6 protein-coding genes are annotated in these 7,210 nt (G+C 66.6%); 4 read left to right on the top strand and 2 right to left on the bottom strand.

From position 1 onward, the window contains the following. Positions 1–231: 231 nt before the first annotated feature. Together IF78_RS0138060 and IF78_RS0138065 are read right to left on the bottom strand one after the other, a co-directional pair. Positions 232–612 (bottom strand): hypothetical protein, encoded by a 381-nt coding sequence (locus IF78_RS0138060; RefSeq protein WP_031487625.1) that lies wholly within the window; start codon positions 610–612, stop codon positions 232–234. A 45-nt stretch (positions 613–657) separates the two neighbouring features. Beyond that, positions 658–2,571 carry a hypothetical protein gene (locus IF78_RS0138065; protein ID WP_158751613.1) on the bottom strand — a complete coding sequence of 638 codons (1,914 nt, stop codon included), beginning with the start codon at positions 2,569–2,571 and terminating at the stop codon, positions 658–660. A 625-nt stretch (positions 2,572–3,196) separates the two neighbouring features. Between IF78_RS0138065 and IF78_RS0138070 the strand changes: the two genes are divergently transcribed. The 4 genes from IF78_RS0138070 to IF78_RS0138085 all read left to right on the top strand — a co-directional run. After that, complete coding sequence (locus tag IF78_RS0138070) at positions 3,197–5,005, top strand: Hsp70 family protein (protein ID WP_158751615.1); 1,809 nt, start codon at positions 3,197–3,199, stop codon at positions 5,003–5,005. Positions 5,006–5,008: 3 nt separating this feature from the next. Then, positions 5,009–5,872 carry a hypothetical protein gene (locus IF78_RS0138075; RefSeq protein WP_031487628.1) on the top strand — a complete coding sequence of 288 codons (864 nt, stop codon included), beginning with the start codon at positions 5,009–5,011 and terminating at the stop codon, positions 5,870–5,872. Positions 5,873–5,883: 11 nt separating this feature from the next. Further along, complete coding sequence (locus IF78_RS44310) at positions 5,884–6,873, top strand: diguanylate cyclase regulator RdcB family protein (protein ID WP_031487629.1); 990 nt, start codon at positions 5,884–5,886, stop codon at positions 6,871–6,873. Then, the coding region (locus tag IF78_RS0138085) for a patatin-like phospholipase family protein (protein ID WP_031487630.1) at positions 6,873–7,210 on the top strand (338 nt) is incomplete at its 3' end. The genes IF78_RS44310 and IF78_RS0138085, both read left to right, overlap by 1 nt.

Consider the following 7,210-nt stretch of genomic DNA (forward strand, 5'->3'; position numbering starts at 1 on the left):
CGGCAGTTCGGAAGACGTCGGCCCGGCGACCGATCACCTCCTGCGTCACGCCGTCCAGCGGCAGTACGTCGATCTCGCTGCGGTCGCGCCCTGGTTCTATGGCGGGCTGCGGTGGGACCACACGGGCAGCGGTGCGCCCGGGCGTACCAAGCCTCAGGTGCGGACCCGCGTCCCCCTGTCTGCATGCGTGTTCCGGCCGGTGCCGCGAGAGAGGCCTTTACACCGCAAGGTTCACTCCGGCGTTGACGGGAGGTGAGCGCGCAGTGCTGCGGCGATGGCGACGGCGGTGGCCTCGGGGTCTTGTGTGGCGGGGGCGGCAGTGCCTGGTGCCAGGGGATGGAGGTGGATGGTGACGGAGCCGTTTGGGCCGGGTTCGATGACGATGCCGGTGGGGTGCGTTGTCCTGGCTTGTCGGGCGGTCAGCCATGCGGTGAGCAGTGGGACCCCAGCGGCAGCGAGGGACACTACCGCAGTGACGAGTTCCATGGTTCCGTGGTCGGTACCTCGCTCGTCCTCGTCAGTCAACTGTTCTAGGCCGGGCAGCTGTTCCTCCAGCTCGTAGAACTCCGCCCAGTGAAGTCCGTTGATTGTTAGTCGGGTTTCCTGGCTCATTGTGGCTCCAGTGGAGTCTTGGTTAGCGCAAGGGCTACAGACGGTTCAGAGGAAGCACAGGACGTGGGCCGGTGTGCAGGCGTCTCCCCTGGTGACTAGCGGGGCAGGTGGGAAGCCCCGGTCCTCCCAGGCGGAGCGGAGCTCGGCCACGGTAAGGTCGAGGTTGATCCCCACGGATGCGGCGTCTTGCGGGGCGATAGCATCGCCGCCGGCAGCGAGGAGGCCCAGCACGGCTGCCCGCTGTACGAGATTGGGGGAGCCGAGCAGCGGACGCAGTCCTCCCCGTTCCAAGGCTTCGGTCGCTGCTTCCCTTGCGGCTGTGTCCCGGGCTAGGTAAGTCGCCATGGCGCCCCAGGCTCCTTCACCTCGACTGTCGAGCTCCTGGCAGGCCACCCTCACGTTATGCTCCAGCCGGGGGTACTCGGCGACGATCCACTCGATGGCCACGGCCATCGAAGCTGCGCCGAACTTGGTCGCCTCTCGATCCTCGAAGGACCATTGGAGCAGGCGCCGACGCGCCTCGCTGTCCCGGCCCGGTCCCCACCTCCGGTGGGCCAGCACTCTTCTGTCGCGGCTCACCACGGCGGCCCGCCCAAGATATGTGTTGCTGTCGGCGGCCATGTCGATGACTATGTCGAGCACCGCTGCGCCGTCGGCGATGGGCTCGCCGCCCCATGCGTCCGCCAATTCGGCGTCCTTGTCAGGGGGCGCCTCAAACAGCACCTGTCCCTGGTGGAGGACCTCCAGGCTGGCGTGGCGAGCGCGGCGTACGTTGACGGGCACCGAGCAAACGCTCAACAGTCCACGAACGTCCAGTAGGCGCTTCAACTCCCCCGAGACCAGCGTTCCTCCTTCCGGGAAGAAGCGCGCGCCCATCGGCGGCGACGCCTCGTGGTCTATGAGACGACTCAGTTGGGCTCGGTCTCGACGGTCCTCCTCCTCGGTACGGCGGATGCCCGGCCTGTAAAGCCCGGTCGCCGAATCCTGTGGCCCCTCGACGATGCACTCCTCGAAGGCTCGGATGTCGGCGCGGGTCACTTCTTGGAACTGTGCGAACCGCTCCACCAGCCGATTTTCGACGGCCAAGGCCCCGGCCATGCCGTCCCCCTCCGGCGCGGCGAGGATCAACGCTGCGAGTCCCAGGTCGTCGTAGAAGAAGCTGCGCATGTACATCAGCGCCAGATCGGTCTCGGAGGAGAGTCGGTAGTCGCGGCGGCATAATTCTCGCCACAGGCTTTTGACCGTCAGATAGCCCGTGAGATAGCCGCCGTGGTTGCCGCGGGCTGGACGCATGAGCACGCCTGCCTTGGTCGCGCAGGCGTGTGGCGATGTCCGGGCCCGTCGAAGCAGGGCAGTCGAGAGGTCTGTCAGGCCCATCCTCACGGGATGGCGCCGAGCCGTGGCCCCGCCGAAGTGGGCAACCAGGCAACCAGCGAGGGGACTCATGGACTGGGTGCCGGGACCGCTGACAGCGTCGAACTCGGCGAAGAGCGCAAGCCCTTCGGCGAGCGGCCGCAGTAGTTGGACCGCCGCCTTACGGCGGATGCTGTCTGCCTGAATGTGCCGGGCCAGCTGCACGCGACGACGCATCAGTTCACTCGCGTCAGCGACGCGCGGATCCCCGAACTCCCTCATGCCCCTCGCGAATTCGTCCACCGGGTACGAAAAATCGCCGTTGGGTGGATCGTCCCGGAGGGCGAGCATGGCATAGGCATTCGCCCCAGCTCGTCCAGTGAGGTGGAGCAGAGCATTGCCGACAACCGAACGGAAGCACCAGTGGTGAGTGCCTTCATGCAGCAGTGTGAGTACCTGGTCCGGGGCGCCATCGCATAACTCGCCTAGCCACGGGCGCGGGTCCTCGTCCTGCGGGCGTGCGATCCGGGTCGCGTTGCTCAGCAGGTCGGTGACCCCTCCTCGATCGAAACTGCAGTGCTGGTCGCCCAACTGTTCGTTGCCCACGAGCTCCCCCCGATGTCGCGCAGAGACAGGGTGCCATGGAGCAACCCAGCCATGCGCCCGAATGGCGGATCTGCCCGCCGCCCCGCTGCTGGCTGAGCCCGAAGTGCGGGTCCGGACCTGTGGGGTTTGGCCTGGACCACGAATCGCAGTAGCCCGGTGATCACCACTCGCTGCACGGCCGCCTTGAACAAACGCCTCACTACGGCGAAGAAACGGCCAACAAATTGATCGCCACCCGGACACTCCGCTTGCCAAGACGCCTTCGTCCACCTGACCACAGGCACATCCTGCAGCTCCGCGGATCCCGGGCGCATCACTCTCCTGCGGACCCCCGTGAGGTCACCGCTGACAGATGATCCAGGGCGCCGCTCACCCAGCGGCGTCGTTCGTGTTTTCCCGGCACCTCTTCGGGAAAGAAGAGCCCCGCACGGAACTGGCCACTGTACTCTCAAGCATGTCAGGGGTGGGGTAGCGGAATCGCACGCCTGTTCCCCGCTGGTCGAATCGGTGTTTGATCTTTTTCGCGACGGATTTTCCTTGGGTGGCGAGTGTTCGCCTGCGTGGTCCGGGTGGGGGGAATATGGGGGACCGAGCACGCCGCGGCGTATTCACGCCGAAGGTCGTCGTGGCCATCGATTTCGGAACGCACGGGTCCGGATTCGCGTGGGCGACGGTATCGAATCTGCAGGACATCACCAATCATCGCTACATTGCTTACCAGGACTTCGTTGCGGACGGTGGCAGCAGTTCCTACCCGAAGGACCTGACGGCTGTCCTGGTAGATGCGCACCGTATACCGATGGAATTTGGGTTCGAGGCTCGCAGGCGCTGGCAGAACGAACTCAGCCGGGGAAATCCGAACGGCTTGGGATACGCGACCAGGTTCAAGATGGCGCTACGGGCCGATGCCCCACCGGCCGACGTACCGCGATTCCTCGGCAACCTGGTCGGGGCCGACAGCCAAGTGGTGCGCGGACTGATCGCCGCCTACCTCGGCAAGGTGTACCGGACAGCACTCAGCGAAATCGAGGCGACTGGCTATCGGGGCATCGGCTTCGACGCGGACGACATCCGCTGGTGCATCACAGTGCCCGCTATCTGGAAGGACAACGAGAAGCGCGTGATGCGCGAGGCCGCTGAAGCGGCCGGCATGCCTCCGGGTGACGAGAGGCTCCTGCTGGTGAGCGAGCCGGAGGCCGCGGCTGTGTATTGCGCACTCACTCCCGGCACCCTGCTTGGATCGGAGCGGCCGGAAGGCGCGCTCGACGTCGAGAGGGCAGGCAGCCGCTTCATGGTGGTCGACTGCGGTGGCGGCACCGTCGACATCACCAGCTACCAAATCCGCTCCGAGGGCGTCGGAGACAGCCGCCTGACCGAAATCGGCATCGCCGACGGCGGACCGCTGGGATCGGCGTACATTAACCAGCAGTTCGTCGACCAGGTGCTCGCCGACCGCTTCGGGGCGGAGAAGTTGAAGGCGTTGAAGGTCTCGCATTCGCGGGAGATCGCCAGGCTGGAGGACCGCTGGGAGGAGTGGAAGGTCGGCCTCCACTCTGAGACTGCGCCCGATGGCACGCCATCGATCACCACACCCTGCGACATCGAAGTGCCCGGGCGGCTCTGGGAGGCCCTACCGAAAAGCACCAGGCAGCGGCTGACCGAGCTGGCGTTCGGCGACCCCTATCACATCGTCGTCACCCCGGAAGAGGTTACCGCGGTCCACGAAGTGGTGGTCGGACCGGTGCTGGACACCATTGAACGCCAGCGCCACCTCGTCATCGACGGTGGCCCAGTCAAGGGCGTGGACCAGATCGTCATCGTCGGCGGTTTCGCCCGCTCCAGCTATCTGCGCGACCGCATCGCCCAGCGGTTCGGCGCAAAGGTGAGGGTGCTGATGCCGCAGGACCCGGCGGTCGCCGTACTCGGCGGTGCCGTGCACTTCGCCTACGACCCGGCGGTCATCTGGGGCCGCCGCTCGAAATACACCTACGGCTTCCAGACCGCGATGCCCTTCCGCGACGGCGTGGACCCCAAGGGCAAACGCTTCGTCGATGACGACGGCGACATCCTGTGCGCTGACCGTTTCAATGTGGTGGTCATACGGGGCGAGCACGTGCGGGCCGACGAGGTGGTCGAGACCAGCCTGAGTGTGATGCGTCGCAGTGTTCGTACCTTCGACATCGGACTGTTCGCGACCTTCAGCGATGATCCGCAGTACGTGGATGAGGAAGGCTGCGAGCGCGTGGGAACCGTGACAGCGGACGTGAGTGGATCGGTGGGACTGCCGTCTTCCGAGCGGCAGCTCGACGTCTACTACGCGTTTGGCGGCACGGAGATCGTGGTCGAGACCCGGGACCGGGTCAGTGACGTGCGCCGCAAGGCGACGATCGAGTTCACGGAGTTGTACGGACGCCGTGGCAAGGCGGGGGACTAATCCATGGGCCACGACACGCACGATGTCAACGGTGACGACAAGGATCAGGATGAGCCAGCGGAGTCGAAGGTGAGTTTTAAGAGGCACCGTGGGAAGGAAGACGCGGCGCCATCATCGGGCAGCAACGACAAGTCGCAGCACGAGCTGGGAGCCGTGTTCGAGTCGCTGCGCAGCGAGATCGCCAGAAACGTTCAGAGTCGGATCGAGTCCCTCTACACGCGTACAGACGCCCGGTTTAGTGAGGTACTCCAGGAGATGCGCGGCCTTGGCCAAAAGCTCGAACTGGTCTTAGACGCCCTGAAGGACCAAGGGGCCCGCCACGCGATCGTCGAAGGCCGCGCCACCTCCGACAGCCACCGCCGCCACCTCGAGCTCGCGCAGGACTACCGCCGCCTAGTCCAGCAGGATCTGCGGATCCTGGTACGGCTGCTGTGCCCGAAACATGGCAACGAAGGGGAAATGGAGCTGACGCGGCGCCGGGCGAAGGTCGTCAGCCGACTCGTGGAGACGCTGTTCCAGCCGCTCGACCAGCCGCTGGCCACGAAGCCGGAACAGATCGTCGCCAAGTTGCGGGAGTGGGATCCCGGGCTGGCGGCCGATGAGGCCCAGTTTCGTGGCCACTTCAACATGGTGTTCCGCAAGGCGGCTGAGATCCGTGAGGGCGTTGTGCACCTGCCGCTCACAGCCCACCTGGACTTCGGCGTCGAGCTAGCCGCCTTGCCCCGGGGCCACTACCAGACGTGGAACCCTGAGCCGGCCGACGGCACGCGCCCGGAGTTCCTGATCGCTCCCGCGTACGTCGTAAACGCGGACTGGCCGCAAAGCCTTACGACGCCAATCGTGTTCGTAGCACCGGCGGTCAACTAATGAGCGGACCCATGAACCCGTCCGAAGTCGCCCGCGGCGTTCGACTGGTGGACGACCGGCTGCTGCTCGAAATGCTCAACGACCTGCATACCGCCGACGACCTCTTGCGGGTCGCGGTACGCGAGGGTTTCTTCGCGCGGCTGCTCGCCCAGGTCACCGGGCGTGGGCGCCGCCGAGGTCTCGCAATCACCGGCGGTCTGGTCGGTGCCCAGCGAGGCACCTTGGCGTGGCTGACCAGCCTCACCGACCGGCTCGCGGTCACCGACCTCGTTGTCGCCGAGGTCATGAACGAGGTTGCGCAGGTACGCGCACGCGTGGACCGCCTCGGCAACCGCCTCCAGTGGGCCGAGCAGAGCGTGCGCGACCTCGCGCTCGTCCTGGCTGAGCTTGCCGAAAAGACAGGGCGCGGACTGGCCGAGCACGACGAGCGGCTGCGCAGGGTGGAGAGCAGGCAAGCCATCGACGACGCGATGCGCAAGTGGCGCCACCCGCGCCTCGACCCGGCTCTGGGCTGGCTGCCAGGCGCCATGCTGCTCGCCCGTGAGGTGGCCGCGGGCCCCGCCGGGGAGTTCGCCGCCTCGGGGCATGGCACACGCGTTGAGCTGGAGGTCGTCGAGCGCATGCTCCAGGACCCGCCAACCCCGTGGTACGACGGCGTCAAGCCCGTTGCCGACCTGCTGGCCGCGGCTACCCGCCATCTGCCCAGCGACGACCACCGGATCATGCTGGCCGAGCTGCTGGGCGAAGGGCTACGGGACGAACTAGCTGGCGTCCGCGGGCCGTTGGCCTCCGCGCTGAGCAAGACGGCGCTGGTAACCGGCATGCAGGGCGTCGCCCCGGAGGCCGCAGCGAGGACGGCGCTGCGCAGCGCCATCGGTAACGGCAGCAGGTACGTCGCCACCAGCCTGACCGCAGAGGAGCTGCTGCGGCAGCTCGTCAGGGAGCAGTTCGCGGAAGCTGCATCGCGCAGATGCCGGCTGCGGGCACGTGAGAGCGCCTGATGACTGGCCCCGCGGACTTCACTCACCTCAGCCACAAGGCCCTGGATGTGGCCGGGCGCTCCGGGGACCTGCAGCAGGACACGCCGCACGGCCCCGCCGACGCACCCCAGACACCGCCAGCCCCAAATCGCCCCTTGCGTATCGGACTGGTCCTGGCCGGCGGCGGGGCCAAAGGCGCCTACGAGTTGGGCGTCCTGGACTGCATGGCGGAGATGGGTGCGCAGGTGTCCGCGATCGCCGGCACGAGCATCGGCGCACTCAACGGCGCTGTTCTTGCCAGCGAGGAGACGTTCTTCCACGGCGTCGAACAGCTGGCGCGATTCTGGGAACGCTTTTC

The organism is Streptomyces bicolor (assembly GCF_000719285.1).
Classification (GTDB): Bacteria; Actinomycetota; Actinomycetes; order Streptomycetales; family Streptomycetaceae; genus Streptomyces; species Streptomyces bicolor.